This is a genomic window from Streptomyces sp. NPDC001858, from assembly GCF_053594615.1.
On record NZ_JBSFEV010000002.1, the window covers coordinates 435501 to 461669 of the forward strand.

Annotated in this window: 21 protein-coding genes; 12 read left to right on the plus strand and 9 right to left on the minus strand. The window is 72.3% G+C overall.

Annotation, left to right across the window (positions count from 1 at the left end; genetic code table 11):
- Nucleotides 1-2: 2 nt before the first annotated feature.
- The 3 genes from ACWCPF_RS04505 to ACWCPF_RS04515 all read right to left on the minus strand — a co-directional run bounded on the left by ACWCPF_RS04505 (nt 3) and on the right by ACWCPF_RS04515 (nt 3990).
- Nucleotides 3-1352 (minus strand): ABC transporter substrate-binding protein, encoded by a 1350-nt coding sequence (locus tag ACWCPF_RS04505; RefSeq protein ID WP_451043441.1) that lies wholly within the window; start codon nt 1350-1352, stop codon nt 3-5.
- 101 nt (nt 1353-1453) lie between these two features.
- A complete protein-coding gene (locus ACWCPF_RS04510; protein ID WP_451043442.1) occupies nt 1454-2665 on the minus strand; it encodes an ROK family transcriptional regulator in 1212 nt (403 codons plus the stop codon).
- A gap of 212 nt (nt 2666-2877) precedes the next feature.
- A complete protein-coding gene (locus ACWCPF_RS04515) occupies nt 2878-3990 on the minus strand; it encodes a mechanosensitive ion channel family protein (protein WP_451043443.1) in 1113 nt (370 codons plus the stop codon).
- Between the two features lie 324 nt (nt 3991-4314).
- Here ACWCPF_RS04515 and ACWCPF_RS04520 point away from each other — a divergent pair, with 324 nt between their 5' ends.
- From ACWCPF_RS04520 to ACWCPF_RS04540, 5 genes are all read left to right on the plus strand, one after another.
- Nucleotides 4315-4851, plus strand: coding sequence for an HNH endonuclease (locus ACWCPF_RS04520; protein ID WP_451043444.1), 537 nt, complete (start codon nt 4315-4317; stop codon nt 4849-4851).
- Nucleotides 4852-5057: 206 nt separating this feature from the next.
- Complete coding sequence (locus ACWCPF_RS04525; protein ID WP_451043496.1) at nt 5058-5243, plus strand: hypothetical protein; 186 nt, start codon at nt 5058-5060, stop codon at nt 5241-5243.
- On the plus strand, nt 5244-7319 hold the full coding sequence (malQ, locus tag ACWCPF_RS04530) for a 4-alpha-glucanotransferase (protein ID WP_451043445.1): 2076 nt from the start codon (nt 5244-5246) through the stop codon (nt 7317-7319).
- A gap of 90 nt (nt 7320-7409) precedes the next feature.
- Nucleotides 7410-7670 (plus strand): hypothetical protein, encoded by a 261-nt coding sequence (locus ACWCPF_RS04535; RefSeq protein ID WP_451043446.1) that lies wholly within the window; start codon nt 7410-7412, stop codon nt 7668-7670.
- Nucleotides 7671-7794: 124 nt separating this feature from the next.
- Entirely contained in the window at nt 7795-9597 is a 1803-nt protein-coding gene (locus ACWCPF_RS04540; RefSeq protein WP_451043447.1) for a hypothetical protein, read from the plus strand.
- A 39-nt stretch (nt 9598-9636) separates the two neighbouring features.
- Here ACWCPF_RS04540 and ACWCPF_RS04545 read toward each other — a convergent pair whose 3' ends face one another.
- Complete coding sequence (locus ACWCPF_RS04545) at nt 9637-10158, minus strand: MarR family winged helix-turn-helix transcriptional regulator (protein ID WP_451043448.1); 522 nt, start codon at nt 10156-10158, stop codon at nt 9637-9639.
- 140 nt (nt 10159-10298) lie between these two features.
- On the opposite strand from ACWCPF_RS04545, the gene ACWCPF_RS04550 reads away from it, so the two are divergent.
- A complete protein-coding gene (locus ACWCPF_RS04550) occupies nt 10299-11219 on the plus strand; it encodes an EamA family transporter (RefSeq protein WP_451043449.1) in 921 nt (306 codons plus the stop codon).
- A gap of 98 nt (nt 11220-11317) precedes the next feature.
- Here ACWCPF_RS04550 and pepN read toward each other — a convergent pair whose 3' ends face one another.
- Nucleotides 11318-13885, minus strand: coding sequence for an aminopeptidase N (gene pepN / locus ACWCPF_RS04555; RefSeq protein ID WP_451043450.1), 2568 nt, complete (start codon nt 13883-13885; stop codon nt 11318-11320).
- Between the two features lie 182 nt (nt 13886-14067).
- Between pepN and ACWCPF_RS04560 the strand changes: the two genes are divergently transcribed.
- Together ACWCPF_RS04560 and ACWCPF_RS04565 are read left to right on the plus strand one after the other, a co-directional pair.
- The gene (locus ACWCPF_RS04560) at nt 14068-15261 is read left to right on the plus strand and encodes an MFS transporter (RefSeq protein WP_451043451.1); all 1194 of its coding nucleotides are present in this window, start codon (nt 14068-14070) and stop codon (nt 15259-15261) included.
- Between the two features lie 432 nt (nt 15262-15693).
- The gene (locus tag ACWCPF_RS04565) at nt 15694-16221 is read left to right on the plus strand and encodes a DUF1203 domain-containing protein (protein WP_451043452.1); all 528 of its coding nucleotides are present in this window, start codon (nt 15694-15696) and stop codon (nt 16219-16221) included.
- On the opposite strand, the gene ACWCPF_RS04570 is transcribed toward ACWCPF_RS04565, so the two are convergent.
- Complete coding sequence (locus ACWCPF_RS04570; RefSeq protein WP_451043453.1) at nt 16218-17249, minus strand: aspartate-semialdehyde dehydrogenase; 1032 nt, start codon at nt 17247-17249, stop codon at nt 16218-16220. The genes ACWCPF_RS04565 and ACWCPF_RS04570 overlap by 4 nt on opposite strands.
- A 330-nt stretch (nt 17250-17579) precedes the next feature.
- Between ACWCPF_RS04570 and ACWCPF_RS04575 the strand changes: the two genes are divergently transcribed.
- A complete protein-coding gene (locus tag ACWCPF_RS04575) occupies nt 17580-18107 on the plus strand; it encodes a sigma-70 family RNA polymerase sigma factor (RefSeq protein WP_451043454.1) in 528 nt (175 codons plus the stop codon).
- 1 nt (nt 18108) lies between these two features.
- Complete coding sequence (locus ACWCPF_RS04580; protein WP_451043455.1) at nt 18109-18900, plus strand: hypothetical protein; 792 nt, start codon at nt 18109-18111, stop codon at nt 18898-18900.
- A gap of 63 nt (nt 18901-18963) precedes the next feature.
- Here the strand turns inward: ACWCPF_RS04580 and ACWCPF_RS04585 are convergent, their stop codons facing one another.
- Nucleotides 18964-22275: a S8 family serine peptidase gene (locus ACWCPF_RS04585; RefSeq protein ID WP_451043456.1), complete on the minus strand. Its 3312-nt coding sequence runs from the start codon at nt 22273-22275 to the stop codon at nt 18964-18966.
- Between the two features lie 293 nt (nt 22276-22568).
- On the opposite strand from ACWCPF_RS04585, the gene ACWCPF_RS04590 reads away from it, so the two are divergent.
- Together ACWCPF_RS04590 and ACWCPF_RS04595 are read left to right on the plus strand one after the other, a co-directional pair.
- Nucleotides 22569-23018 carry an NUDIX hydrolase gene (locus ACWCPF_RS04590; RefSeq protein ID WP_451043457.1) on the plus strand — a complete coding sequence of 150 codons (450 nt, stop codon included), beginning with the start codon at nt 22569-22571 and terminating at the stop codon, nt 23016-23018.
- Nucleotides 23019-23161: 143 nt separating this feature from the next.
- Complete coding sequence (locus tag ACWCPF_RS04595; protein ID WP_451043494.1) at nt 23162-24367, plus strand: glycosyltransferase; 1206 nt, start codon at nt 23162-23164, stop codon at nt 24365-24367.
- Here ACWCPF_RS04595 and ACWCPF_RS04600 read toward each other — a convergent pair.
- On the minus strand, nt 24364-24750 hold the full coding sequence (locus tag ACWCPF_RS04600) for a hypothetical protein (protein WP_451043458.1): 387 nt from the start codon (nt 24748-24750) through the stop codon (nt 24364-24366). The genes ACWCPF_RS04595 and ACWCPF_RS04600 overlap by 4 nt on opposite strands.
- 89 nt (nt 24751-24839) lie before the next feature.
- On the minus strand, nt 24840-25898 hold the full coding sequence (locus ACWCPF_RS04605) for a hypothetical protein (protein ID WP_451043459.1): 1059 nt from the start codon (nt 25896-25898) through the stop codon (nt 24840-24842).
- Between the last annotated feature and the right edge of the window lie 271 nt (nt 25899-26169).

Here is a 26169-nt window from a genome sequence, read left to right on the forward strand (position 1 = left end):
GGCTACTTCGCCTGCGCGATGTCCGTGTCGATCTGCGCCGCGGCCTTCGCCAGGCCGGACTTCAGATCGGTGATCTTGCCGCTCTCGTAGTCGTAGCCGAGCTGCTGGATGGTGGCGAGGTAGACGCCGCCGTTGATCGAGGCCGGGGCAGAAGTCGAGTTGGGGTTCGCGGCGATGTCCAGGAAGGTCTTGAAGCGCGCGTCGTACTTCAGGTCCGGGGACTTCAGCGCGGCCAGCGTGGACGGCACGTTGTGGATGTCGTTGGAGAAGCCGACGACCGCGTCCGTGTCGGTGGTCATGTACTTCACCAGCTCCCAGGCCGCGTTCTGCTTCTTGCTGGTGGCGGCGATGCCGGCGATGGTGCCGGTGATGTAGCCCTTGCCGTACTGGTCGGCCTGGTCGTCCGGGACGGGCAGCGGGGCGACGCCGATCTCGAAGTCGGGCTTGGCGTCCAGGGCCATGCCCAGCCGCCACTCGCCGTCGAGCTGCATGGCGACCTGACCGGTCTGGAAGGGATGCTTCGGGCCCCACTCGTCACCGAGCGTCGACCGGAAGGTTTCCAGCTTCTTGAAGCCGCCGAGGTCGTCGACCAGCTTCTTCTGGAGGGTGAAGGCGGCCGCGACGGCCGGGTCCGTGGCGACGGTCGACTTGCCGGCCGCGTCGAAGTAGGTCGGCGAGAACTGGCCGAGGTAGTGCTCGGTGGTCGTCTCCCAGCCGTGGTAGTTCGGCATGAAGCCGAGCTGCTTGAACGTGTTCCCCTGGGCGATCGTCAGCTTCTTGGCGTCGGCCTCGAACTCGGACCAGGTCTTCGGGGGAGCGGTGATGCCCGCCTTCTCGAACGCCGTCTTGTTGTAGTAGAGGCCGTAGGCGTCGCCCAGCAGCGGGACGGCGCAGCGGTCGCCGTCGAACTGGGTGTACTCGTTCATCGCCTTGGGGAAGGTGGCGGCCGGGTCGATGTCCGCCTTCTTGAAGAAGGGGTTGAGGTCGACCAGGGCGCCCGACGAGCAGAACTTGCCGACGTTGCTGGTGGTGAACGACGAGATCACGTCGGGCGCCTTGCTGCCGCCCGCGCGCAGCGCCTGGTTGATCTTGTCGTCGGTCATGTTGCCGACGACGTTCACATGGATGTTGGGGTGCGCCTTCTCGAAGCCGGCGACCAGGGCCTTGACGGCCTTCACCTCGCTCGGCGCGCTCCAGGCGTGCCAGAAGGTGATGGTCTGCTCCTTCGACGCGTCGTCGTCGGTGCCGGTGGCGGACTGGCCGGTACAGGCGGTGGTGCTGAGCAGCAGGGCCGTGGAGGCGGTGAGGGCGAAAGCCGCCTTTCGGACGACTTCGGGAATGCGTGTGGGCATGACGGAGCCTTCCAGGAACAGGGCAGGGTGAGGTGATCTGTACGCGGGAGAAGGGATCTGAGGGATCTGAGGGATCTGAGGGATCTACAAGGGGGCGCGGGCTAGCGCGAGGTGTCGAAGACCTCGTCGCGGGTGGCCGCCAGCGCGCGTTCCAGCGCGCCGCGCAGCACGGGCTGTTCGGTGACGTCGCCCATGACCAGCTTCGGCCGGGACGCGGCCAGCTCCTCCAGTTCGGCCTGGACGAGGGTGCGCAGCACCTCGCCGCCGGCCGTCAGGGAGGCGCCGCTGAGGACGACGAGTTCGGGGTCGAGCACGGAGACGAGCGAGGCGAGACCGGTCGCGAGCCGGGTCGCGTACGTCTGGAGCAGCAGCCGGTTCAGGACGGTGTCCTCGGTCGCGGCCCGCTCCACGAGCGCGGCGGCGACCTCGGCGTACGGTCCCGAGGGGATCTGGCCGATGCCGAGCTCACGGGCGAGCCGGGGGACGGCCTGGGAGCCCGCGAGCTCCTGGAAGCCGCCACTGTTGGCTTTCCTCACCTGTCGGACCAGGGGTGCGCCCGGAACCGGCAGGAAACCCACCTCTCCCGCGCCGCCGGTCCAGCCGCGGTGCAGCCGGCCGCCGAGGACGAGGGCGGCGCCGAGACCGCCCTCGTTCCACAGCAGGACGAAGTCCTCGTGGTCGCGGGCCGCGCCCAGCCGTTGTTCGGCGACGGCGGCGAGGTTGACGTCGTTCTCGTACTCCACCGGCATCGGCAGGGCTGCGGCGAGTTCGTCGAGCAGCGCGGGGGAGTGCCAGCCGGGCAGGTGGGAGGCGTAGCGCAGTCGGCCGGTGGTGGGGTCGAAGGCGCCGGGGGTGGCGACGACGAGCCGCCGCACGTCGTCCAGGGTGAGACCGGCGGCCTTCACGGCGCCGTCGAGGGCGCCGGTGACCTGCCGTACGACGGCCTCGGCGGTCTTTCTGCCGGGGGTGGGCACCTCGTACGTGCCCAGGGTCCGGCCGGTGACGTCGGCGACGGCGGCGAGGACGCGTTCGGGGGTGACGTCGAGCCCGGCGGCGTGGGCGGCGGCCGGGTTGACCTCGTAGAGCTGGGCGTTGGGGCCGGGTCGCCCCTCGGTGGTGCCGGTGGCCAGGACCAGTCCGGCCGCTTCGAGGCGGGCCAGGAGCTGGGAGGCGGTGGGCTTCGACAGGCCGGTGAGCTTGCCGATGCGGGTGCGGGACAGCGGGCCGTGCGCCAGCAGGAGATCGAGCGCGGCGCGGTCGTTCATGGCGCGCAGGACGCGCGGGGTGCCCGGCGTACCGGCGGTTCCTGCCATGGGATCGACACCTGCCTCTCTGAACTGCACAGCCTTTCAGTGACGCCATGCGCAAGTCCACATCGAGCCACTGTTAGGAAAGTTTCCTATCGGTGGAAGGGAAGGTAAACCCGTCACGAAGAGGGCGTCAAGGCAAGAAAACGGAAACCGCCCCCGAGGCAACAGAGTCGTTACCTCGGGGGCGGCGGGCGTTGCGCAGGTGCCTCGCGGGGCTACTTCGCCGGAGGCGTGGTGGCCGCCGCGCGCTGCGGAGTGATCGGGGCGGCTGCGATCGCCTGCGGCGAGGTCGCGTCGGCGAAGACGGACGGGGCGGCGACCGAGGCCGTCGGGTCGGCCGGATCCTCCGTGGCGGTGGCGGTCTCGCCGCCGACGATGCGGATGTCGGCCGCGTCGAAGGCGCGCTTGACGCGCCAGCGCAGCTCGCGCTCCACCGACAGTGCCTTGCCCGGCATCGTCTTCGCGGAGACGCGGACCACCATCGAGTCGAGCAGGACGCTGTCCAGGCCGAGGACCTCGATCGGGCTCCACAGGAGCTCGTTCCAGGGCTCTTCCTTGCTCATCTTCTCGGCGACCTCGTCCAGCGTGGCCTTGACCCGGTCCAGGTCCTCGGACGACTTGACGGTCACGTCGACGCCGGCCGTCGCCCAGCCCTGCGAGAGGTTGCCGATCCGCTTGACCTCGCCGTTGCGGACGTACCAGATCTCACCGTTGTCGCCGCGCAGCTTGGTCACCCGCAGCCCCACCTCGATGACCTCGCCGGAGGCCACGCCCGCGTCGATCTGGTCGCCGACGCCGTACTGGTCCTCCAGGATCATGAACACCCCGGAGAGGAAGTCCGTCACCAGGTTGCGCGCGCCGAAACCGATCGCGACGCCCGCGACACCGGCGGAGGCCAGCAGCGGGGCCAGATTGATCTCGAAGGTGGCCAGCACCATCAGGGCGGCCGTGCCCATGATCAGGAAGCTGGCCACCGAGCGCAGCACCGAGCCGATCGCCTGCGAGCGCTGACGACGGCGCTCGTTGTTGACCAGCAGCCCGCCCAGCGCCGTGCCGTCCACCGACTCCACGGTCCGGTTCATCCGGTCGATCAGCTTGGTGATCGCCCGCTGCACCACCACTCTCAGCACCACGGCGATCACCAGGATCAGCAGCACCCGCAGCCCGATCGCCAGCCAGGTCGACCAGTTCTCCTCGACCCAGCTGGCCGCGTTGTTCGCGCTCTCCTGGGCGTCCTGGAGGGACGGGACGGTCACCGCGGTCGGCGACTCCGAGGGGGTCGGCGTGGGCGACGCGTCGGCGGCCAGTAGGACGGCGGACAAGGACACGGCAGGTACCTCCAGGTGCTGCACTGCTCCGTCCGGTGCGGCGGTCAAGGGTGACACGCGCTGCAAGGTCACGGAAAGGTCACCGGACGGACAGAACCACCACACTAACGGGGCATTGCGTCCGGATCGGCCGGATGCGTGAAGGAGAGACGGTCCTCACCTGCGCTTGAACAGGTCGTGGTAGTGGGGAGAAGACAGGTTGTGGTCGAAAACACTCCCAGCCCGTTACCGGGACATGGTGGCGCGTCCACCAGGCAAGAGGAGAGACTGGCTGCAGATCGTCCCGGCGCGAGCCACGCGCCGCCGACGCCCAAGGAGGCATCCGTGCCGCATGTCCTGGTCCTCAACGCGTCGTACGAGCCGCTCGGCGTCGTACCGCTCCGCCGCGCGCTCGTCCTCGTCCTGGAGAACAAGGCAATCTCCCTGGAGGAATCCGGCGCCTTTATGCACAGCACGACCGTCACAGTCCCCGCACCCAGCGTGGTCCGGCTCAAGCGATTCGTCCGGGTTCCCTACAGGGGGCCCGTTCCTCTTACCCGCAGAGCGCTCTTCGCGCGCGACGGGGGCCGGTGCATGTACTGCGGTGGCGTCGCAACCAGCGTCGACCACGTCATCCCACGCAGCCGTGGGGGCAAGCACGTGTGGGACAACGTCGTGGCGTCATGCCGTCGCTGCAACCATGTCAAGGCCGACCGGCACCTCGTCGAGATCGGCTGGCGGCTGCGCCATAAACCCGCTCCGCCCTCCGGCCTCGCCTGGCGCATCATCGGCACGGGCCATAGGGACCCGCGCTGGCTGCCGTACTTGCAGCCGTACGGCGCGGACGACGCCCTGGCCCGGATCGACGGCATCTCCGCCTGACGGATCCGGGCTTTTCCATGCCCCGTGGCGCCGAGCAGCCGGCAGGCAGGGCCACGGGGCCCTTCGGGGCGCGCTCCCCGCGCCGCGGCGTGCGCGAGGGACGTGCCGCCCGGGGATGTGATGGAGTGAGAACGTCTGTCCTCGCGTCCACTGGGTAGGGCTGCGGTATCCGATCCATCCGATCCGTATCCCACGAGGAGGCCACCGTGATCGCCCCGGCCCGCTGCAAACGCCCGGTGGACCATTCCGCCCGGCTCGACGAGACCCGTGCCCTGATCGCGGAGAGCCCCGCCGCCGAGCCCCCGCTGACCAGCGAGCCGCCGCTGCCCGCCGCCGAGCCCCTGACCAGCGAGCCGCCGCTCGCCGCGGACCCAGACTCCACGAGGCCGTAGATGACGGCGCTCCCCGGAGAGGAGCTCGCCCGGCTCGCCGCGCTGCACGGCGTCGCCACCTCCTACCAGCCCTCCCCGGACCGCACGGTCACGGCCTCGGCCACCGCCGTCACCCGCGCCCTCGCCGCCCTCGACGTCGACGCGGACACCCCGCAGGCCGTGCGCGCCGCCCTCGCCGCCCGGGAACGGGAACTGCGCGAGCGGCTGCTGCCGCCGACGGTCGTGTGCTGGAGCGGCAGCCCGTGCGAGGCGCTCGCCGCACTGCCCGAGGGCGTCCGGCTGCACATCGAGACCGAGCAGGGCGACAGCCGGGACTCCGTCGAGCAACTCCCGGCAGGGGTACACCGGTTGACGGCCGTCGCACCCGACGGCCGCACCGGCCGCGCCCACCTCGTCGTCGCCCCGCCCCGCCTGCCCACGCCCGAAGGGCGCACCTACGGACTCCTCGTCCAGCTCTACTCCCTGCTCTCCCGGCGCTCCTGGGGCATGGGCGACCTCGGGGACCTCGGCGAGCTCGCCGGCTGGGCGGGGCGGGCGCTCGGGGCCGGCTTCGTGCAGGTCAACCCGTTGCACGCGGCCGTACCGGGGGCGCCGACGGATCCGTCCCCGTACCGGCCCTCCTCGCGCCGCTTCCCCGATCCGGTGCATCTGCGGGTCGAGAACGTCCCCGAGTTCGCGTACGTCCGGCCGGACGCCCCGCCTTCGGTGTTCGAACGCGCCGGACGGCTGCGCGAAGCCGTCCTGGAGAAGGGGGAGTTGATCGACCGGGACGCGGTGTGGGAGCTCAAGCGGCAGGCGCTGGAGCTGGTCGCCGAGGTGCCGCTCGGGCCCGGCCGGCGCGCCGCCTACTGCGACTTCCTCGCCGAGCAGGGCCAGGCGCTGGAGGACCACGCCACCTGGTGCGCGCTCGCCGAGGTGCACGGATCGCAGTGGCAGCAGTGGCCCGAGGCGCTGCGCGACCCCCGGTCCGCCGAGACCGCCCGCGCCCGCCGGGAGTTGATGGACCGCGTCGACTTCCACTCCCGTCTCGCCTGGCTCACCGACACCCAGCTCACCGACGCCCAGCGCGCCGCCCGCGAGGCGGGCATGCCGGTCGGGATCGTGCACGACCTCGCGGTCGGCGTGCATCCCGGGGGCGCCGACGCCTGGGCCCAGCAGGAGTACTTCGCCGCCGGGATGTCCGTCGGCGCCCCGCCGGACGCCTTCAACGCCCGCGGCCAGGACTGGGGCCTGCCGCCCTGGCGCCCGGACCGGCTGGCCGCCTCCGGCTACGAGCCCTACCGACGGCTGTTGCGGGCCCTCTTCCGCCACGCCGGCGCGCTGCGCATCGACCACGTCATGGGCCTGTTCCGCCTCTGGTGGGTCCCGCAGGGCGAACCGCCGACCCAGGGCGCGTACGTCCGCTACGACGCCGAGGCCATGCTCGCCGTGCTGGTCCTGGAGGCCTCCCGGGCGGGCTCGGTGGTGATCGGCGAGGACCTCGGCACCGTCGAGCCGGGCGTCCGCGAGGCGCTGCGCGAGCGGGGCGTGCTCGGCACGTCCGTCCTGTGGTTCGAACGGGACTGGGACGGCGACGGACGCCCCCTGCCCCCCGAGCGCTGGCGCGCCGACTGTCTGGCCACCGCCACCACCCACGACCTGCCCTCCACCGCCGCCCGGCTCACCGGCGAACACGTCGAACTCCGCGACCGGCTGGGCCTGTTGACCCGCCCGCTGGAGGAGGAACGCGCGGAGGCGGCAGGAGACACCGGGGAGTGGCTGGCCCAGCTCACCCGCCTCGGGCTGCTGGCCGGCACCGGCGGCAGCAGCGACCGCTCCTCGGAGGAGGCCGAGATCCAGGCCGTCCACCGCTTCCTGCTGCGCACGCCCGCCCGCATGATCGGCGTCTGGCTGCCGGACGGCGTCGGCGACCGCCGCCCGCAGAACCTGCCCGGCACCTGGGACCAGTATCCGAACTGGCGTCTTCCGATCGCGGATGCGGAGGGCCGTCCGGTGACCCTGGAACAGCTGGCGAGCTCGCCTCGCCTGCACGCGCTGGCGGAGGTGTTCCGGGAGGGACTCGGGCAGGGACACTGAGCGTCCCGCAGGAGCCCTGGGCGCCTGGGGGGCACTCCTTACGCACCCCCGGGCGCGCGCGTGCCGACGTCGTTCGCTAACTTGGGCACCGTGGACAAGAAGAACGCCCTGCGCGCCGGCGCCCTGGCTGCCGGTACGACGCTGATGATGCTGCTCATGTCGTCTCCCGCGCTCGCGCTGAGCCGCGACGACGGTGACGACCCCGGCCAGGGCCTGAGCGTCATCGAGACGCTGAGCCTCTATGTCCTGGCGCCGCTGGTGCTGTTCGGGGTGATCACCGGGCTGGTGATGGTCCTGGACAAGTCCAAGACCGAGCACCGCGTCTCGAAGCCCGCCAAGGCCAAGGCCTGACCACGGACCGATCCCGCACCCGGCCTGTCGGCAGGTAGCCCATTCCAGGCAATTCCTTCGACAGGCCGCGGCAGGGCTGTCAGGCTTCGCGCATGACCTACGGAATCGAGTTCCTCAGCGCTCGGTGAGCGCCCTCCACGACCACGTGCTGCGTCTGCTGCACGAGTCCCCCGACGGGCTGCCGCCCGGCCGGGGCTTCGACCTCCCCGACCCGCCGGCCTCGGCGGCCGACTCCGAAGACGGCCGGAAGCGGCTGTCTCCCGGGACCGCCGCCGCCGTCATCGCCGAAGAGCTGCGGCCGTTGCCGGCGGATCCGGCCACCCTGGACCGCCGTTTCGCCGAACTGGGCGTCCGGGGCCGCCATCGCCAACTGATCCTGTCCGCCGTCGCCGCCCTGCCGCTGCCGGCCGAGCAGCACGCCGCGGCGCGCGCCCTGGCCCGCGGACTGACCCGCAGCGGCGCCACCGTGCCCGCCGTCATCGCGGGCCTCGCCCTCCTCGCCCGCGTCGGCGAACCCGAGGACGTCCCGTGTCTCTCCGCCCTTGGACTGCTGCGGCCGCTCACCGGTCCGGCCGTCCAGGCCCTCGACGTGCTCGACCGGCAGGCCGCCGCCGTCGTCTGGCTCATCTCCGCGGTCCGCCGCCCCGAACTGCGGCCGCTCGTCCGGGCGCTGGGGACGGGGGACAGCCGGGCCGTCCCCGGCGAGCTGGTGGCCGTCCCCGCCGGCGCCCGCTTCATCGGCGCCGCGATCGCCCGCCGGATCGCGGAAGCCGTCCGACTGCCCGACCTGCTCGCCGCGCACCCCGCCGACCCGGTCCTGCTCGCCCGCGCGGGCCGCCTCCTCGTCCGGACGGCGTGCTCGTCCGACGGCCCGACCGAGCTTCTCGCCTACGACGACGCGCGCAGCGTGTACGAGACGGTCGTCGGCCGGGCCGCTCTGCTGCCTCCGACCCTCGACCACCACGCGACGCTGCTCTCGCTCGCCCAGGAGCTGAGCAGCGGCGCCGCAGTGCTGCTGGACTGGCCCGCCGGCCGCCGCGAGGCGCTCCTCGCCTCCCTCGGCCGACTGCTCGCGGAGCCGTCCTGGGCCGCCCTGGCCGAGACGGACCCGGGCGACGCCCGCGCCGGCTGGATCCGCCGCGCCGGGCGGCGTCCGTTCACGACCGCCGCCGGCCGGCTGCGCATCGAGGTGGTGGCCGGCGACCCCGGGGACCGGGAGCCCGTCGAGGCGCGCATCCTCGTCGACGGGCGTCCGCTCGTCCCGGACGTCTTCGCGTCCGGTCCCGTGCACAGCCCCGAACGCCTGCTGGACGACGGTCTGCTGCGGGCCGGTCCCGAGCCGCGCCGGGTGCAGCTCGCGGAGGCCTGGTGCACCGAGGGCTGCTGCGGCGCGCTCTACGTCACGATCCGCCGCGACGGCGCGCAGGTCGTGTGGGAGGAGTGGGAGCGGCCGAACTCCACCGGCTCCCGAGGGCGGCCAGCGCGCGAACTGCCCACGCTCCGGTTCGACGCCGCCGCCTACGACGCGGAGATCGCCCGAGCCGAGGCCGACGACTCCTGGTCCTGGCGAGCCCGCAGGACGGCCCGGCTGATCAAGGCGGGGCTGGTCGCACGGCCGGAGCTGCTCGGCCGGTGGGACGCGCGCCGGGGCTGGATCAGCACCGGCCACGGCACCGGCCACGAGGACCCGGACACGATCGAGGTGACCTTCTCCTACGCGCCGGGACTCGGCTCCGGGGCGCCGGACGGCCACCCGCTCCAGTTCCGCTGGACCGTCCGGGACGACGGCACGCCCCCCGAGGCGCAGGCCGCCGCCGCCCTGCGCCGACTGGGCGAGGAGGACCCGAAGACCTACGCACAGGTCTGCGGCGGCAGCCGCGAGCGCGCTGCGGAGCTGGGGTTCCCCTGGCCGCCCGAATACGGCTGATCGCCCCCGGCCTGCATCGACCTCCTGTGTTTCTCCCGCTCAGCGGCCCGGGGCCTCCGTGACCAGCAGCAGCTCGCGCAACAGGTCGGCCAGTCGGCCGGCCTGTTCGGCGTTCAGGGCGGCGGTCAGGGCCTCCGTCTGGACGGCGAGGCCCGCGTCGACCGCGCGGTCCACCAGGTCCAGGCCCTTCTCCGTCAGCGTGACCTGGAGGCCGCGGCGGTCGTGCGGGTCGGGGGAGCGGCGCAGCAGGGCGGCCCGTTCCAGCTTGTCCAGGCGGCCGGTCATCCCGCCGGTGGTGAGCATGAGCGTGGCCGAGAGCTGACGGGGCGAGAGGGTGTAGGGCTCGCCGGAGCGGCGCAGGGTGGCGAGGACGTCGAACTCGCCGCGTCCGATGCCGAGGGCGCCGTACGCCTTCTCCATGCGGTCGCTCATCGCGCGCGCGAGCCGGGAGATCCGGCCGAAGACCTCCATGGCGGCGGTGTCGAGGTCGGGCCGGACCGTCGCCCACTGCCCGATGATCGCGTCGACGGGGTCCTCGCGCGGGGGCTGCTGACTGCTCATGCGGCGAGTATCCCGCCGGGTTCGATCGCCCGCAAGAAAGTGGCTCCGCGCTAAGTGGATCATCGCTAAGCGGATCAGAGTTAAGTGGATCGACGGTAAGCGGGTTGACGGTAAGTTGCTTAGCGCTAAGCTATCTATCCATGAAGAGGTCAGCGACCGTCCTGCTCACCGCCCTCGCCCCGATCTCCTGGGGCACCACCTACGCCGTCACGACCGAGTTCCTGCCTGCCGACCGCCCCCTGTTCACCGGCCTCGTGCGGGCCCTGCCCGCCGGGCTGCTGCTGATCGCGCTCGGCCGGGTGCTGCCCCGGGGCGCGTGGTGGGGGAAGGCCGCGCTGCTCGGCGCGCTGAACATCGGCGCCTTCTTCCCGCTGCTCTTCCTCGCCGCCTATCGGCTGCCCGGCGGCACGGCGGCGGTCATCGGCTCGGCCGGCCCGCTGTTCGTCGTGGGTCTCTCGGCGCTGCTGCTCGGGCAGCGGCCGACCGCTCGGACGCTCCTCGCCGGGGTCGTGGCCGTGTTCGGCGTCGGCCTGGTCGTGCTGAAGGCGGCCGGGGCGCTGGACGGGCTCGGGGTGCTCGCCGCGATCGCCTCCACCGCCTCGATGTCGGCGGGCACGGTGCTCACCAGGAGGTGGGGCAGCCCCGAAGGCGTCGGCCCGCTCGCGCTCACCGGCTGGCAGCTCACCGCGGGCGGCCTGCTCATCGCCCCGCTCGCCTTCCTGATCGAGGGCGCTCCGCCCGCCCTGGACGGCCGTGCGATCGGCGGCTATCTCTACCTCGCGCTGGGGAACACGGCCGTCTCGTACTGGCTCTGGTTCCGTGGCATCGGCCGGCTCGGCGCGACCCGGGTCACCTTCCTCGGCCCGCTCTCCCCGCTGACCGCGGCCGTCGTCGGCTGGGCCGCCCTCGGACAGTCCCTGACACCGCTCCAGCTGGCGGGCATGGCGGTGGCGTTCGGCGCGACGGTCGCGGGGCAGCTGTGGGCGGGACGACGACCGGCCGCACCGCGCCCACCGCACACCGTCCGCAAGGCCGCCCTGCGCGAGACGGCGTCCGGATGACGGCGAGAGCGTCCGGGTGGCGGCAGAGGGCGTTCGGGTGACAGCAGAGGGCGCCCGGCATGGCACCGGGCGCCCTCTGCTGTCACCTTCGCGGGAACCTACCGAGCGTCGGCCGCCTGGGCGCGCAGCGCGCGCTCCACGCCCGAGCGGGCCTCCGAGACCAGGCGGCGCAGGGCCGCGTTGGGCTCGGCCGCGGCCAGCCAGGCGTCCGTCCGGTCCAGGGTCTCCTGGGAGACCTGGATCGCCGGGTAGAGGCCGACCGCGATCTGCTGGGCGATCTCGTGCGAACGGGAGTCCCAGACGCCCTTGACGGCCTCGAAGTACGCTTCCGTGTACGACGCGAGCAGCTCACGCTGGTCGGTCTGGACGAAGCCGCCGATGACCGCCTCCTGGAGCGCGTTGGGCAGCTTGTCGGACTCCACGACCGACGCCCACGCCTCCGCCTTGGCCTCCGGCGTCGGACGCGCGGCCCGCGCGCTCGCCGCGTGCCGCTCGCCGGCCGCCGTCTTGTCGCGCGCGTACTCCCCGGCGATCTCCGCCTCGTCGAACCGGCCGACCGCCGCGAGGCGCAGCACGAACGCCCAGCGCAGCTCGGTGTCGACGGCCAGGCCCTCGATCGTCTGCGTACCGTCCAGCAGGGCCTCCAGGAGGTCCAGCTGCTCCGGCGTACGGGCCGTCGCGGCGAACGCCCGCGCCCACGCCAGCTGGTGGTCGCTGCTCGCGTCGGCCGCCCGCAGATGGGCCAGCGTGGCGTCCGTCCAGCGGGTCAGCAGGGCCTCGCGGGTGGCCGGGGCGCCGTACAGGTCGATGGCGAGCTTGACCTGGCGGTGCAGCGACTGCACCACGCCGATGTCCGACTCCTTGCCGATGCCGGACAGCACCAGGGACAGGTAGTCGTGGGTGGGCAGTTCGCCGTCCCGGGTCATGTCCCAGGCCGAGGCCCAGCACAGGGCGCGCGGGAGCGAGGCCTCGAAGTCGCCCAGGTGCTCGGTGACGAACGCGAGCGACTGCTCGTCGAGGCGGACCTTGGCGTACGACAGGTCGTCGTCGTTGAGCAGGACGACGTCCGGACGGCGCTTGCCGACCAGCTGCGGGACGGCCGTCAGCTCGCCGTCGACGTCCAGCTCCAGGCGCTCGCCGCGCACCAGCTTGCCGGTGCCGGCGTCGAGGTCGTACAGGCCGACCGCGATGCGGTGCGGACGCAGCGTCGGCTCGCCCTTCGCGCCCGCCGGGAGCGCCGGGGCCTCCTGGCGGATGGCGAAGGCGGTGACGACACCGTCGGCGTCCGTCTCGAGCTGCGGACGCAGGACGTTGATGCCGGCGGTCTGCAGCCACTTCTGCGACCAGGTGCCCAGATCACGGCCGGAGGTCTCCTCCAGCGCGCCGAGCAGGTCGGACAGCTGGGTGTTGCCGAACGCGTGCCGCTTGAAGTAGGCCTGCACGCCCGCGAAGAACTCGTCCATGCCGACGTACGCCACGAGCTGCTTCAGGACGGACGCGCCCTTGGCGTAGGTGATCCCGTCGAAGTTGACGAGGACGTCGTCGAGATCGCGGATCTCGGCCATGATCGGGTGGGTCGAGGGCAGCTGGTCCTGCCGGTACGCCCAGGTCTTCATGGAGTTCGCGAACGTCGTCCACGAGTGCGGCCAGCGCGAGCCGGGGGCGTACGCCTGGCAGGCGATCGACGTGTACGTGGCGAACGACTCGTTCAGCCACAGGTCGTTCCACCACTCCATGGTGACCAGATCGCCGAACCACATGTGGGCCAGCTCGTGCAGGATCGTCTCGGCGCGCACCTCGTACGCCGCGTCCGTCACCTTCGACCGGAAGACGTACTGGTCGCGGATGGTGACCGCGCCCGCGTTCTCCATCGCCCCCGCGTTGAACTCCGGCACGAACAACTGGTCGTACTTCTTGAACGGGTACGCGTAGTCGAACTTCTCCTGGAACCAGTCGAAGCCCTGCCGCGTGACCTCGAAGATCGCGTCCGAGTCGAGGAACTCGGCGAGCGAGGGCCGGCAGTAGATGCCGAGCGGGACGCTCTGCCCGTCCTTCTCGTACACGCTGTGCACGGAGGTGTACGGACCGACGATCAGCGCGGTGATGTACGACGAGATCCGCGGCGTCGGCTCGAACTCCCAGACGTCGCCCTTGGGTTCGGGGGTCGGCGAGTTGGAGACGACGGTCCAGCCGCTCGGGGCCTTCACGGTGAACCGGAAGGTCGCCTTCAGATCCGGCTGCTCGAAGCTGGCGAAGACACGACGCGCGTCCGGCACCTCGAACTGCGTGTACAGGTACGCCTGTTCGTCCACCGGATCGACGAACCGGTGCAGTCCCTCACCGGTGTTGGTGTACGCGCAGTCGGCGACGACCCGCAGGACGTTACGGCCCGCCAGCAGTCCCGGCAGCGCGATCCGGGAGTCCTTGAACACCGCGTCGGCGTCCAGCGGGTCACCGTTGAGGGTCACCTCGTGGACGGCCGGGGCGACGAGGTCGATGAAGGACTCCGCGCCCCCCTCGGTGACGTCGAAGCGCACCGTGGTCACGGACCGATAGGTCCCGCCCTCCTGCGCCCCGGAGAGGTCGAGATCGATCTCGTACGAGTCAACGGTGAGCAGCTTCGCCCGCTGCTGCGCCTCTTCGCGAGTCAGGTTTGTGCCAGGCACGCGGTCATCTCCTCGATATGTGTGGGTTGCGCCATCCTTCCACGGGAGGGTCGCGTGAGGCGACGACGTTCCTGGCGACGCGGCGGCCGTCGGCGGCCGTGCGGTGGCCGTGCGGCGGCCGTGCGGTGTCCGGCCCGCGGGACGGGCTGGGAAGCGGGGGCCCGGCGCAGAATGGTGGAGGCATGGCCTCCACCACCCCCACCAGCGTGTCCTCGGACGCCCCCACGGCCGCCGCCCGCCCCTGGGCCGGCGTGCTCGCCCTCGGCGCCGCCACCTTCTGCGTCGTCACCACCGAGATGCTGCCCGTCGGCCTGCTGACCCCGCTGCGCGACGGACTGCACGTCTCGGCAGGCACGGCGGGCCTCACCCTCACCCTGCCCGGGCTGGTCGCCGCGGTCGCCGCGCCCCTCCTCCCGGTCGCGGTACGCCGTGCCGACCGCCGCCGAGTCCTGTGCGCGTTACTGCTCGTGCTCGCCGCGGCCGACCTCCTCTCCGCCCTGGCGCCCGACGTGCGGATCCTGCTCGCCGCCCGCGCGCTCGTCGGGGTCTGCATCGGCGGGGTGTGGGCGCTCGCGGCAGGCCTCGCGGCACGACTGGTCCCCGCGCCGTCGGTCGGCCGGGCCACGTCCGTCGTCTTCAGCGGGGTGGCCGTGGCGTCGGTGCTGGGCGTCCCGGCCGGCACCCTGCTCGCCACGGCCGTCGGCTGGCGCTGGTCCTTCGCCGCCCTGGCCGCGCTCGCGGCGGGAGCCTCGCTGACGCTGGCCCTCGCGTTGCCGCCGCTCCCGGCGGAACAGTCGGTGACACTGCGGCAGTTGGCGCGGCTCGCGGGAGTTCGCCGTGTACGGCGCGGGATGACGGCGGTGGCGTTGCTGATCGTCGGTCACTTCGCCGCGTACACGTATGTCCGCCCGGTGCTGGAGCGGGTGCGCGGGCTGGACGCCGGCCAGGTCGGAACACTGCTCCTGGGCTACGGCCTCGCCGGCGTCGTCGGCACCTTCGCGGCGGGCGTGTTCGCGGCCCGCAGCGCCCGAAGACTGCTGTGCGTCATCGCGGGGGCGCTGGGGACGGTGATCGCCCTTCTTGTCCCCGCGGGTGGGTCCGCGGCCGTTTCGGGGACGTTGGTGGTGCTGTGGGGGCTGGTGTACGGGGGTGTCTCGGTCACCGCCCAGACGTGGCTGTCGGCGGCGGTGCCGGAGGCGCGTGAGGCGGTGTCCGCGATGTTCGCCGGGGTGTTCAACACGGCGATAGCAGTGGGCGCGTTCGTCGGTGGACGGGTGTCGGACGCGGGCGGGGTGACGGTGGCGCTGGGGGTTGCGGCGGCGCTGGGGGTGTTGGCGGTGCCGTTGCTGACCACGGCGGAGGCGGTCCCCTCCTGACGCCGCCCTCGCCCACCCACCCGCCCGACTCGGTGAGTCGGGCGGTCACCCCCACGGGGCTCCGCCCCGGACCCCGAAGGGGTCTCGCGCCCACCCCCGCCCCGCTGGCTCCGCCCCCTACCCCCTCGCCCACCCACCCGCCCGACTCGGTGGGTGGGAAGTGGCCCCCACGGGGCTCCGCCCCGGACCCCGGCGGGGGCTTTGCCCCCTGCACCCCCCACGGGGCTCCGCCCCGGACCCCGGCGGGGGCTTTGCCCCCTGCACCCCCTCCGGGGCTCCGCCCCCGGACCCCGGCGGGGGCTTTGCCCCCTGCGTCCCCAGGGGACCCTGTCCCCCTGCGCCGCTGCCGTCCCGGTGGGGAGGCAGGGTTGTTTGAGGTTGGTGTCTGGAATCCGCCGGTGTGGGGGGCGTGGGTGGTTGGAGGGTGGGGGTATGGCTACTGCTTTGAGTGGGACGACCAGTGCGACAGGTTTTCGGGGCTACGCCGTGCGGGCTATCGATGCCGCTGCTCTCGATGAGTTGCGGGTTCGCGATGATGCCGGGTGTTCGGTCGCGCCGTTTGTCGATCAGGAGGGTGGTGCGCCGTTGCGTTGTTGTCTGCGGCGCAGTGGCGTGGGGGACAACATTGCGCTCGTTTCTTACGCGCCGCTGCGGCGGTGGGCCGCCGAGACGGGTGTTCAGCCCGGGGCCTACGACGAGCAAGGGCCCGTGTTCGTCCATGCCGGCGGGTGTGCCGAGCCGACCGAGGGCGGGTATCCGTTCGGGGGTGCTCATCGGGTCGTTCGGCGGTACTCCCGTGACGGGCGCATCCTCGGGGGCGCGCTCGTCGACGCCGGAGGGCTCGACGTGGCGGTTCGGGAGGCGTTCGACGGCCCGGACGTCGCGTTCGTGCACGTCCGGGCCGTCGAGTACGGGTGCTTCCTGTATGAGGTCAGGCGTTGGGCCTCTGGCCCGGCCTAGCCGTTCAGTTCCTTCGCCACCAGCTCCGCGATCTGGACCGCGTTCAGCGCCGCGCCCTTGCGCAGGTTGTCGTTGGAGATGAAGAGGGCGATGCCGTGCTCGACCGTCTCGTCCTCGCGGATGCGGCCCACGAACGACGGGTCCTTGCCGGCCGCCTGGAGCGGGGTCGGGATGTCGGTGAGGACGACGCCCTCCGCGGCGGACAGCAGCTCCGTCGCGCGCGCCGCCGACAGGGGGCGGGCGAAGCGGGCGTTGACCTGGAGCGAGTGGCCGGAGAAGACCGGGACGCGTACGCACGTGCCGGAGACCTTCAGGTCCGGGATCTCCAGGATCTTGCGGGACTCGTTGCGGAGCTTCTGCTCCTCGTCGGTCTCGTTCAGGCCGTCCTCGACGATCGAGCCCGCGAGCGGGATCACGTTGAAGGCGATCGGGCGCTTGTAGACGTGCGGCTCGGGGTAGTCGACCGACTCGCCGTCGTGCGTCAGCTTGTCCGCGTCGGCGACGACCTTCTGCGCCTGGCCGTGCAGCTCGGCCACGCCCGCGACGCCCGAGCCGGACACCGCCTGGTAGGTGGCCACGACCAGCGCCTCCAGGCCCGCCTCCTGGTGCAGCGGCTTCAGGACCGGCATCGCGGCCATCGTCGTGCAGTTCGGGTTGGCGATGATGCCCTTGGGACGGTTCGCGATCGCGTGCGGGTTCACCTCGGAGACGACGAGGGGCACCTCGGGGTCCTTGCGCCAGGCCGACGAGTTGTCGATCACGACCGGGCCCTGCGCGGCGACCTTCTCGGCCAGCGCCTTCGACGTCGCGCCGCCCGCCGAGAACAACACGATGTCCAGGCCGGAGTAGTCGGCCGTCGCCGCGTCCTCCACCGTCACGCCGTCCAGGACCGACCCGGCGGAGCGGGCCGACGCGAACAGACGCAGCTCCGTGACTGGGCCAAGGGGGGAAGATGCAGCCCGCTCGACGAGGATCCTGCGCATGACCGTGCCGACCTGACCGGTGGCTCCGACGATTCCGACCCTCACGGCGACTCCCTCTGTCTCGTTACGTACGTATTGCCTGGCCGAGGCTTTTCCATCATGCGGCCGACCCCGGCCCACCTGTCCAATTCTTTGGGCGGCATGCCCGAGGGCTGGGACGCCCCGCCGTGCAGCCCGGTTGCGGAACTCCCGCCCGCACACCCCCTGAGCTGGAGAAATTCGCCCCGCGACCAGGTCGCGCCGCAAGCTGTGCGGCCCCGTCGCGCGGTGTGACGTACGCCTCTGAAGCGCCTCCGCACAAATTCCCACGGTTTCGCCGAACGTTTCTGCGCGCCACGGCGTCGTAGAGGGGACGCGGCGAGGGGAGGGGTGTCTGTGCTGCGCAGAATCACCCGCCGTGTCCAGGGGGACGAACACGAAGACCCCCTGGACGCGGCGCAGGAACGCCGGGTGCGAGCGGTGCTCGCCTTGGGCGGGGTGCCGCAGGCGGACCTGCTGGACGGGGTACAGCAGGTCCGCCTCCGGCTGCTGGAGCGGGCGGCGAAGGGGTACGAGGCGCCGCGCGACGTCTCCGCCTGGGCGGCGGTCGTCGCGTCCAACCTCGCCATGGACTGGCACCGGGCCAAGCGCCGTCAGGAACGGCTGGGGGAGCGGCTGGCCTCGCTGCGCCAGCACGAGCACCCCTCCGGCGAGGACACCAGCGTGCTCTCCCTGGCCGTCGCGCAGGGGCTGGACGAGCTGCCCGACGCCCAGCGCCAGGTCGTCGTCCTGCGCTTCTACGCCGACCTTCCGGTGCGCTCGATCGCCCGCGAGCTGGGCGTCCCGGAGGGCACGGTCAAGAGCCGCCTGCACACGGCGGTCCGGGCCCTGCGCGCCCGCCTGCACGAGGACGAGGTGGTGTGACGTGGAAGGCCCACACGACGACGACGGCTACAAAGGCCACGACGGCTACGACGGGTACAAAGGCCACGACGGGTACGACGGCATGGACGCGCTGATGGCGGCCATCCTGGACGTTCCGCCCGGCGAGCTCTCCGAAGGCGTCCGCGCCGATCCCGACCACGGCTCCGCCCGGGCCGACGTCGCTCTCCTGCGCGAGCAGCTCGGCCTCCTCGCCGACGTCCTCACGGAGTCGGCGCCCGAGCCCGTCGATCGACCGACGCCCGCCCCGGTACGGCGACTGCGTCCCCTCGCGCTGCGCGTCGTGGGCGTCGCGGCGGCCGGCGCGCTGGTGTTCGGCGGCGGGTGGGCCGTCGTCCAGGTCGGCCGAGGGGCGGCCGACATCGCGTCGAGCAAGAGCGCCGACGGCAGCGGGGCGGCGTCCGACGAGCGGGCCGAGGCGTCCGCGGGCGGGAAGGGGGCTCTCCTCGGCGATCCCGGCTACCTGGCCTGCGCCCGGCTCGTCGTCGAGGGGGACGTCACGGACATCGCCCCGGTGCCCGGCACCACCCGGGAGCGGATCACCCTGCACATCACCCGCTCCTACAAGCCGGAGACGCCGGCGCGGCCCGAGGTCGAGTTCCTGGTCGAGGAGGACATGGACCCGCTGCTGGCCGAGGGCGACCATGTCCTGGTCGCCCTGGGGAAGGCGTCGGCCACCGCCGAGCTGTGGGCGGTGGGCGAATCCGACATCGCCGTCGAGCGGGAGGCGCTGGTCCGCGCGCTGCCCGACACGGAGGGCGTCGCCTGCGAGTGACACGACGACAGGAGAAGGGCGGGCGCCCTCTCGGACGCCCGCCCCTCACTCAGCCGCACGGTGCTACGGAGTGACCTTCTCGATCACCACGTTGCCGCTGCCCGCGACGGTGCCCCGCGCGTTCACCAGCTGGACCTGGCCGAAGAAGGCGCGGCCCTCCGGTGCGGGGGCCAGCGCGGTGACGGTCGCGGAGACCGCCGCCGAGGCGCCCGTGGCGAGCTTCACCGGCGTCGACTCGTCGACGGTGACGGTGCCGAGCGCGGACGAGAAGAACACGTCCACGTAGTCGTACGCCGTCGTGCCGGCCGGGACGGAGTAGCCCGCGACCTCGATGGTGTAGGTGCCGGCGGCGGGCGACGGGATGGAGACCGCCTCCTCCGAGTCGCCGTCGGCCTGCTGGGCGACCTGGTTGCCGTCCGCGTCGTAGACCGTCAGGTCCAGGTCGGCGGAGGCGTCGGAGACGTTGCCGATGGACACGTCGAGCGACTTGGCGCCGGCCGGGACCTCGACCGTGGTGGTCTGGTTCTCGTGGTCCGCGATGGTCGGGCGGGCCGACTTGGACGAGCCGAGCGGGCCGCCGGCCAGCTTGCCGTCGATGGCCGCGAAGTTGTTCGTGACCTTCCAGGAGGCGGCGGCCGGGGTGCCGACCTTCGCCTCGGGCACGGTCACGGTCTCCGGGTCGAAGGCCGCGCCGTAGACGGTGGCGTCCAGCTTGTACGGGTTGTCGAGCAGCGGCGAGGTGCGGCGCGACTCGACCTCGATCTCCCAGACCCCGGCCTGCGGGTTCTGGTACGAACGGGCGTCCGGCTTGCAGCCGTTGGTGTTCGGGTAGTTGCTGTAGCAGTAGATCGTGGAGCTGTCCTCGACCGCGACGCCGTACGGGTGGACCGAGATGAACCGGGTCTGGCTCTTGTCCTTCAGCCCGCCGATCGCGACCTCCAGCGACTCGGCGCCCTCGGGCACGGTCAGGAAGTAGGACTGGAAGCTGTTGCGCTGCACGGTGTTCGACACGTGGAACGTGTGCTTCACCGGCGTCGAGACGACGACCGTGTTGAGGATCTGCTTGTCGAGGCCCTCGGTCTTCGGGTCGTCGACCTCCAGGATCGCGCTGGCGATGCCCGCGGCCTTCGGGTCGGCCTGGATCCTGACCGTCACCGGCTTGTTCAGCGACAGCTTGACGTCGTCCGAGCCGAGGATCTTGAAGGTGCCGGCCGCGTTGTTCTCGAGGTGCAGCTCGTGGCGGATCGCCTTGTCGGCGCCGGTCGTCCGGGTGATCGTGACGTCGTACGTCTTCTTCTGGCCGGCCTTGAGGCCGCCCTCACGGTCGTAGATGCCGGTGCCGAAGCCCGGCGTCTTCAGCGCCTGGTCGAGCGCGGTGTCGACCGGGGCCTTGACCGTGTACTCGTGGGCGGTGGCGCCCTTCTTGATGGACTTCCAGGCGTCCACGATGTCGATCGCGCCCGCGCCCTCCTCGTAGGCCTGGAGGCCCTTGATGTGGTGGGCGGTCGAGGTCAGCGCGGTGCGCAGGGTCGCCGGGGTGAGCGCGACCTTCTGCTGCTTCGCCGCCGAGATCAGCAGCGCCGAGGCGCCCGCGGCCTGCGGGGAGGCCATCGAGGTGCCCTGGAGCATGGAGTAGCCGGCCGGCAGCGCGTAGCCCGACTCGGCGACCGGGGCGCCCTCCAGCCAGGTCTGCGTGGTGTTGACCGAGGCGCCGGGCGCGACGAGCGTCGGCGTGAAGCCGCCGTCCTCACGCGGGCCGCGCGAGGAGAAGTTCAGCAGCCCGTACTTCTTGGTCACCTGGGAGCCGTAGTTGGACGCCCAGGTCTCCTTGGAGATGGCCGCGCCGACCGAGATCACCTTGTCGGCCAGACCGGGGTCGCCGATGGTGTTGGCGCCGGGGCCCTCGTTGCCGCCGGCGAGCACCAGCTGCACGCCGTAGGTGTCGACGAGGCGCGTGTACAGCTCGGCGCGCGCGTTGTTGCCGTCGTTCAGCCCCGGCAGACCGCCGATCGACATGTTGACGATGTCGACGCCGCGGTTGACGACCAGGTCGATCATGCCCTCGGTGAGGGCGACGTTGGAGCAGCCCGGGCCGAAGACGCAGGCGCGGGAGGAGACGAGCTTCGCGCCGGGCGCCGCGCCGTTCATCTTGCCGCCGAACAGGCTGTTCGCGGCGGTGATGCCGGCGACGTGCGTGCCGTGCTCGCTGGCGATGAGACCGATGTTGGCGAAGTCGGCGGTCTTGCCGACCCAGTCGCCGCCGTACGGGTCCATCGGCACGTCCTTGCGGACCTCGACGACGAACGGCTGCCGCTCGACGACGTCGGTCGCCGGGTTGTCGGTGCCGAAGTAGCCGATCTGGTAGCCGTCCTTGTACGGCTTCATCGCGGTGTCGTCGGTGAAGTCGCCGTTGTTGTTCACATCGACGGTGACCGTGCCGGCGGCCGCGTCGTACAGGACGCCCCACACGTCGGTGGTGTCGCCGTCGCGGTTGACGTCGCCCTTGGCGTCGCCGCCCGCGGTGGCGGACTCGCGGAAGAGGTTGATCTGGTACGAGCCGGGCTTCGCGGCCCAAGTGCGGCCGCCGTAGGTGAAGCTGGGGCCGGAGACCGCGGTCACCATCGCGCGCCAGGAGGCGTCGCCGTCGAGGATCGGGTCGGTCGCGGTGACCCAGTCGACGATCTTGCGCTCGCCGGTGGTGGTCTTCTGCAGCGCCGGGTGCGCCAGGTCCACACCGGAGTCGAGGATGCCGATGGTGACGCCGCGGCCGTCCGCCTTCGGGTTCTTCTTCACGAAGTCGACGGCGCCCGTCTCGAAGGACGGGTTGTACGGGTTCTCGGCGGGGGTCTTCGCGTTCGGCGCGGGGTAGGTCTTCGGCGTGGTGGACGCGGCGCCCTGCGCGGAGTCCGCGTCCGGCGTCGGGTCGTCGAGGACGATTGTCTGCCGCAGGTCGATGGCGTGCACCGAGCTCAGCTTGGCGGCGGCGGCGATCGCCGCGTCGGCCTTGCCGGTCGGGAGGGTGGCGCGGACGTAGCCGACCTTGTCGTAGGACTCGCCCACGGAGCCGCCCTTGACGGCGTCCAGCTCCCCGGCGACCTGCTCGGTCTGTCCGGGGGCGGTCGCGACCATCAGCGTGACGTTCTTGTCGCCGGCGGCCTTGGCCTCGGCGAGGAGGTCGGCGTCGTCGGAGCCGAGCTTGTCGTGGGCGGACTTCACGCCCGGGTCGGCCGCGGCCGGGGTCTGTCCGCTGTCGGCGGAGAAGGCCAGGGGCATCGGCCCGGCCGCGGACAGCGCGGCCACCAGGCCGGCGGCCACGGCTATCCGGGCCACGCGTCTGGTACCCGATATCGGTTCGCGCTGGGGGGTGAGGGTCATCGGCATCCCTTGTAGGCACCTGGTAGGTAAAGGAGCGAGCGGCGCATGATCGGGACCGTTCCTGTCCTGATCAAGACCGTCCGGAACATGGTCCCGGATGACCGCAAAGCTTTACTCAAGGGGCTGCTGTTTGGGGAGAGTTGACCGAATCGATATGGATGAATGGGGAAAACCCTCTACGAGCCCCCTGTGCGGCGACTGTCCCCGCGCTGTCCCCGCACTGTGCCGGACCCTCGCGTCCGCCCGCCGGAAAATCCCGTGTCGGCGGGCGCCGCTGCGGCTAACGTCGTTGCATGCGCAAGAGTTTGAGGGTGGCGGCCTACGCCGTCTGCGTCCGTGGCGGCCAGATCCTGCTCGCCCGCTCGCCGGCCCCCGACGGCACCCCGGAGTGGGTGCTCCCCGGCGGCGGCATGGAGCACGGCGAGGACCCCCTCGACACCGTCGTGCGCGAACTCGACGAGGAGACCGGCTACCGGGTCGAGGTGACGGGCCTCCTCGGCATCGACTCCTTCCGCAACGTCTCGCGCCGCGACGGCCTGCGCGGCCCCGAGGACCACCAGGGCCTGCGCATCGTCTACGAGGGCAGGATCGCCGGCGGCGAGCTGCGCTACGAGGTGAACGGCTCCACCGACCTGGCCGCCTGGCACCACCTGGACGCGGTGCCGGACCTGGTCCGGGTGGGCCTGGTGGACATCGCGCTCGCACTGTGGCGCGAACGGCCGGCGGCCGGGCGTTCGCGGTAATCCAGCAGACCCGGACCCGAAGCGTCCAGTTCATGCGGACGCAATATTCGTACCGCCTCATATCGGCTAACCCGCACTTCACGGGGATGGCTGGATATCGGTGCGAGGCGGGTGATCGTGTGCGCAGGGGAAACGGACTGCGGGTGCTCTCGGTCTACGAGGGGTTCTTCTCCGGAGGAGCCCGGATCGTGCACAGCGATGTGGTGCTGGGGCTGCGCGAAGGCGGCCAGCACCACCGGGTACTGAGCATCCACGGCGAGGTGCACCGCGAGGCCACCCGCCAGCGGATGGAGGACGACGCCTGCTACCGGAGGCTGACGGCGGCCGAGGTGGGCGTCACCTCGCTCGGCCGCACGTTCGCCGCCGGCGCCGCCGGAGCCGCCGAGGGCATGGATCCGGCCGTCTTCACCGGCCCCGAGCTGGCCGATACCGCTCGGGCGACGGCCGACGCGGACGTCGTCCTCTCCCTCAAGGAACAGCCCCTCGCCCTCCTTGCCCGGGCGGGCCTGCCACGCCGCCCGGTCGTGGTCTGTCTGCACCGCTCCGACCCCGAGAACCAGGGCCGCGCCCTCGACGACCTCAAGGCCGCGATCGCCGACGGCACGGTCGCGGCGGCCGTGTGCTGCGCCGAGTCGACCCGGGCCGCGTACGAGGCGGCCGGCGTCCCGGCGGGCCTGCTGCACGTGATCCCCAACGGCGTCGACCTGATCCGCTTCCGCCCGGACGCCGCCCGCCGCCTGGCGGTGCGCACGGCCCTGGGCGTGGACGCCGCGGCCCCGGTCGTCGTCTTCGCCGCCCGCTACGACGGCATGAAGAACGTCCCGCTCTTCCTGGCGGCCGCCGCCGCGTGGCTGGAGGCGGTGCCCGACGGGCACGTCCTGATGTGCGGGGCGGGCATGACGACGGCCAACCCCGGCCTCGCGGGCGACGTCGCGGACGCCTTCGCCGGCGCGCCGGATCGTGCGTCCCGGCTCCACCTCCTCGGCGTGCGGCACGACATGGAGACGGTCTACGCCGCCTGCGACGTCGTCGCGCTGACCTCCGCCTGGGGCGAGGCGGCCCCGCTGTGCCTGGTCGAGGGCATGATGTGCGGCGCGGTCCCGGTGACCACGGACGTCGGCGACAGCGCGGCCATCGTGGCGGGCCGCGGCCTCGTCACCCCGCCCGACCCGCAGGCGATCGCGGCGGCCTGGACGGAGGCGGTGACCCGGCGCGAGGAGTTCGCCCCGGCGTCGGCAGCCGCCCGGGAACGTTTCAGCAGAACCCGCATGATCGCGTCGTACGCGGCCCTGATCGACCGCGTCTACGCGGGCTCCGTCCAGCGGATCCCCCAACGGGAGGATGGCTAGGGCCTGTCCGGCCGGGGCAGGTCCTGGGAGAGACCCTGGAGGCCGGGAGCGGGCTTGCGGGTGGCGGCTGTCGTGATGCCGATGCCCGCCAGGCCGTACAGGGTGAGCAGGATTCCCTGGCGGTACAGGCCGCCGCGTTCGTGGGCCTGGGCGACCTTCAGCTGGTCGTACGTGGCCGTCCCCGCCGAGTCTTCGGTCTGGTTGTAGTAGATCGAGCAGGTGTAGGAGCGTCGCATGCGGCCGGGGTGGTCCTCGCCGTCCGGGCCCAGCTGGATCCCCGGGCAGTCCGGGACGCCGTAGGCCGAACCGGCTCTGAGCAGCGACACCGCCCCCCACAGCAGCGGCAGCACGAACAGCACGATCAACACCGGGCGTAATCTCATCGGTTCACCCTAAGAGCCGGTAAGCCGAGGAGGGCCGCCGGTGACCGGCGGCCCTCCTCTCCCCTCCTGGTGCCTCCCCGGTCCCCCTCCTACCGGGGCAGCACCACGACATACGCGGCCGGGTCCCGGTCGCCCGCGGCCATCAGCGCCGTGCGGACCACCGCGGCCTGCTGCTCGATCGACTCCCGCAGCTTCTTCGGCGTGATGTACACGACCGTGATGCCCAGGCGCTCGAAGTGCTCCCGCTTACGGGCGTACTCGGACCACAGCGCGTCCTCGTCCTGGCGCGGGGCCCGGGTGTCCAGCTCCACCGCCACCGCCTGCTCCGGCCAGTACGCGTCCAGGCCGCCCAGGTGCGGCCCGCCCGGCAGCCGGAGGTCCACGTTCCACACGGGGTCGGGCAGACCGTGCTCGACGACCATCGTGTAGAGCCGGTCCTCCGCGATCGCGCGCCCCTCCGCGAGCAGCGAGTCCACGGCGTCCACCACATGCGGCCGGCTCAGCAGCTTCGCCTCGTTCAACTCCCGTACCACGGCCGCCGGTTCGCAGTGCCCCCCGCGCACCGCCTCCGACAGCAGCCGCCGCACCACGTCCGCGTCCGTCAGCTGCGCCACCGCGTCGGCCAGCGCCCGCGGCACCGGCGCCACCGGAACCCCCGTCGCCTGCTCCGGAGTCGGCAGCGAGGCCGTGCGGACGACGTGCGCGCAGCCCGTCGAGCGCAGCCGGCGCAGCCGCGGGACCAGGACGTCGATGTGCTCCAGGGACAGCAGCGGCGGCGTGCAGGACAGGCCGTGCAGGTTCAGCGCCGCCAGCCCCGTGATCATCGCCTCCTTGTACACCGGCCGGTGCGGCTCCCCGGAGCCCGGCTGGACCGGCACCGCGGGCGCCGCCCCCTCGCGGGCCGCGTACATCAGCACCGCGTGCAGCCGCTCCTCGCTGGTCGGCGGGCCCGGGTGGAGCACGTACACACCGGGGAGGAGCTGCTGCCAGGGCCCGCCGGGCCGGCACTGCTCGTTCGCCTCGGCCGACGCGACGCCCTGCGAGCGGAGCTGGGCCGCGGTGGTGACGCGGCGCTGCACGTCCGACAGATGACGGACGGGGCGGGGGGACGCCGAGGGGACCTGGGGGAGCGGGGTGTTGTGGTTCATGCAACGGGGATTCCGCGCTCGGACGGCGTCATAACCGCTGTTACACGCCCGTCGGCAAATCAGGACAAGCTCGCCCTAAAGGACGGCTGTTCGGATGCCGAGTAGGCGCCGAAAACCCCTGGTCCCGAACGGGGGAGCCAGGGGTTACGGTTCCGATTGACTGAATTCCGTAACGGTAACCGTGGGCGGAATTCATGGCCAAAGGCAGCGCCCCCGAAGGGGCGCGGGGCGCTGACATCTGCGGCTCCGCCGCGCGGGCGCGACCAGCCAC